This is a genomic window from Streptomyces mesophilus, from assembly GCF_011044995.1.
GTDB classification, from domain to species: Bacteria; Actinomycetota; Actinomycetes; order Streptomycetales; family Streptomycetaceae; genus Streptomyces; species Streptomyces mesophilus.
The window spans coordinates 1-3,595 of record NZ_JAAKZW010000400.1; the positions used below are offsets into that span (position 1 = coordinate 1).

Here is a 3,595-nt window from a genome sequence, read left to right on the forward strand (position 1 = left end):
GCCCGCACCCGCCCCGAACGGGCTGCCCTGGGGCGTGGCCCTGATGGCGGTCGGCCTGTCCGTCGAGCTGTACGCGGCCGGCGCCGAGAGCAGCGGACTGCCACTGCCCGGGCGCCTGGTGTCGACCCCGGCCGGTGTGCTCGCCGGCTGGGCGGTCACGGCCCTTGGCCTCGCCTTCGCGGGCCCGGGCCTGACCTATCTGAGCGGGCGTCTGCTCCAGGCGTGGCGGCCGGGTGCCGCGCGACTGCTCGCCGGCCGGGTGCTGCAGGAGGAGGCGGCGCGCATCGGGCGGCCGCTCGGCGTGGTGTGCGCGGTGGTGTCCGGCGTGATCGCGGCGCTTTCCCTGTACGGGGGTCCCGCGACGTCCTTCGGACCGCTCACCGCTCTGGGCGGCTCCCTGGTGGCGGGCTGCACGGTGCTCGCGCTCCTGACGGCGGCCGTCGAGGCCCGGCAGGCCCGGGCGCACACGACGGCGGCGCTGCTTCGGCTCGGGGCTCCCGTGTCGCTCCTGCGGACCGCGGTGGCGCTCCGGATCGTGGCGCTGCTCACCGTCTTCGGGCCGCTGACCTGCGCCATCGCGCTTCTCGCTGCGGCCCCGATGGCAAGCTGAAAAGATTCTCCCGAGCGGCCGATGAGTTCTCGGACGGCCCGCCGTCTATCCCTGCGTAACGAACATCAGCGATCACATCGATAACAGGAGCGGACGACATGGCGGACAACGCGTACCAGCAGATGGTCTTCATCAACCTCGCCACCAAGGACATCGACGCGGCGAAGAAGTTCTACACGGAGCTCGGCTACACCATCAACGAGCAGTTCAGCGATGAGAACACCGCCTCCGTGGTGATCAGCGACAGCATCGTGATCATGTTGCTCGCCGAGCAGAAGTTCGCCGAGTTCGCCTCGAAGCCGATCTCGGACTCCGCCGTGGCCAACGAGGCCCTGATCTGTCTGAGCGCCGAGAGCCGCGCGGCGGTCGACGAGCTCTGCGACCGTGCGCTCGCGGCCGGCGGCACGCACGCCAAGGACCCGCAGGACTTCGGCCAGATGTACGGCCGCTCCTTCCAGGACCCCGACGGCCACCACTTCGAGGTCATGTGGATGGACCCGGCGATGGTCCAGGGCTGATCCTGGGACCATGACCGGAGTCGCAGGCACCCCGACCGGCCTCACCCAGGGCACCCGCACCCCGGGCGGTATCGGCGAATCGACGCTCAGGCCCGACGGGACGCTCAAGACCACCGGCGAGTTCGCCTTCGCCTCGGACCTGTGGCACGAGGACATGCTGTGGGGCCACACCCTGCGCGCCCCGCACGCCCATGCACGGATCATCCGCCTGGACATCGGCCCCGCACTTCAAGTGCCCGGTGTCCAGGCGGTTTTGACGTACGGGGATCTCGTGCACGCGAAGACCTACGGTCTGGAGATCACCGACCAGCCGGTGCTGTGCGACGGCCGGGTCCGTTTCCACGGTGAGCCCGTGGCGCTGGTCGCCGCCGATCATCCGGAGACCGCGCGCAGGGCCGCCGAACGGATCGTCGTCGAGTACGAGGTGCTGCCCGCCGTCACCGACGAGGCCACGGCGACCGCGCCGGACGCACCCGTACTGCATCCGGACCGCGACGACGCACACGTCCGTCATGTACCGCATCCCAACATCGTCCACCGCCAGCCGGTCGTCCGCGGCGATCTGGCGGCGGCCCGGGCGCGGGCGGATGTGATCGTGGCCGAGGACTATGAAGTCGGCATGCAGGACCAGGCGTTCCTCGGCCCCGAGTCCGGGCTCGCGGTGCCGGCCGAGGACGGCGGGATCGATCTCTACGTCTCCACGCAGTGGCTGCATGTCGACCGCAAGCAGATCGCGCCCGTGCTCGGACTGCCCGAGTCGAAGGTGCGCCTGACGCTTTCCGGAGTGGGCGGGGCGTTCGGCGGGCGCGAGGACCTCTCGATGCAGGCGCATGCGGCCCTGCTCGCGCTGCACACTGGCCGGCCGGTGAAGATGGTCTACAACCGGTACGAGTCCTTCTTCGGCCATGTCCACCGCCATCCGGCGAAGCTCCACTACGAGCACGGGGCCACCCGGGACGGCAAGCTGACGCACGTGACGGCGCGGATCGTGCTCGACGGCGGCGCCTACGCCTCCTCGACCCCGGCGGTCGTCGGCAACGCGGCCTCACTGGCCCTCGGTCCCTACGACTGCGAGACCGTCGCCGTCGAGGCGCTCGGGCTCTACACCAACAACCCGCCCTGCGGCGCGATGCGCGGCTTCGGGGCGGTGCAGGCCTGTTTCGCGTACGAGTCCCAGATGGACCGTCTCGCTCTTGAACTCGGCCTGGATCCGGTCGAGTTCCGGCAGCGCAACGCCATGTCCCAGGGCTCGGTGATGCCCACGGGCCAGACCGTCGACGCCCCGGCGCCGGTCGCCGAGCTGCTGCGCAGGGTGCGCGAGATGCCACTGCCTCCCCAGGCCCAGTGGACGGCGGCCGGCTCAGCCGCCGACCTGCGGGAGCTGCCCGGCGGGCTGTCCAACACCACACACGGTGAGGGCGTCGTCCGCGGCATCGGCTACGCGGTCGGCATCAAGAACGTCGGCTTCTCCGAGGGCTTCGACGATTTCTCGACCGCGCGGGTGCGGCTCGAAGCAGTCGCCGGGGAGCCGGTGGTGACCCTGCACACCGCGATGGCCGAGGTGGGCCAGGGCGGGGTGACGGTGCACGCGCAGATCATCCGTACGGAACTGGGCGTCTCGCAGGTGACGCTGCGGCCGGCCGACACCTCGGCGGGCAACGCGGGCTCGACCTCGGCGTCACGGCAGACGTATGTGACCGGGGGCGCGATCAAGCACACCTGCGAGGCGGTACGGGAGGCCGTACTGACCCTGGGGCGGCGGAAGTTCGGCTGGCCGTCTGCCGACGGGCTGCGGCTCGCGGGCGGCAAGGTGGTCGGGGCCGACGGTGAGGCGCTGGCCGGTCTCGTCGACGTACTGGAGGACGAGGCCGTCGACCTGGAACTGGAGTGGCGGCACCGGCCCACCGAGCCCTTCGATCCGGTGACCGGGCAGGGCAACGGGCATGTGCAGTACTCGTTCGCGGCGCATCGCGCGGTCGTGGAGGTGGACGTCGAGCTCGGCCTGGTGAAGGTGGTCGAGCTGGCCTGCGCGCAGGATGTCGGCAAAGCGCTCAATCCCCTTTCCGTCCTCGGACAGATCCAGGGTGGCTCGACACAGGGGCTCGGTCTCGCGGTGATGGAGGAGATCGTCGTGGACCCGGCAACATCCCTGGTCCGCAACCCGTCCTTCACCGACTACCTGATCCCGACCATCCTCGACACCCCACCCATCCCGGTCGACCTCCTCGAACTCGCCGACACCCACGCCCCATACGGCCTCCGCGGCGCGGGCGAGGCCCCGACCCTCTCCTCGACGCCGGCCATCGTGTCGGCGATCCGGCAGGCAACGGGGAGGGCGCTGCGACGGGTGCCGGTGCGGCCGGAGCACATCACCTTCAGCCCCTAATCAGCCACTCATCAGCCACTCATCAGCCCCTGCGGCGCTTGAGCAGATCCGAACGAAGTTCGGATGCCGGGGGTCCGGGGG

The 3,595-nt window shown here is 70.7% G+C and carries 2 protein-coding genes and 1 pseudogene; all 3 read left to right on the plus strand.

Features of this window, described 5'->3' with window-relative positions:
* Positions 1–610 (plus strand): annotated as a pseudogene (locus G6045_RS39855) (hypothetical protein); the annotation flags it as partial.
* 98 nt (positions 611–708) lie between these two features.
* Entirely contained in the window at positions 709–1,128 is a 420-nt protein-coding gene (locus tag G6045_RS39860) for a VOC family protein (protein ID WP_165337135.1), read from the plus strand.
* Positions 1,129–1,138: 10 nt separating this feature from the next.
* Complete coding sequence (pucD, locus tag G6045_RS39865) at positions 1,139–3,514, plus strand: xanthine dehydrogenase subunit D (protein WP_165337136.1); 2,376 nt, start codon at positions 1,139–1,141, stop codon at positions 3,512–3,514.
* The last annotated feature ends 81 nt before the right edge of the window (positions 3,515–3,595 follow it).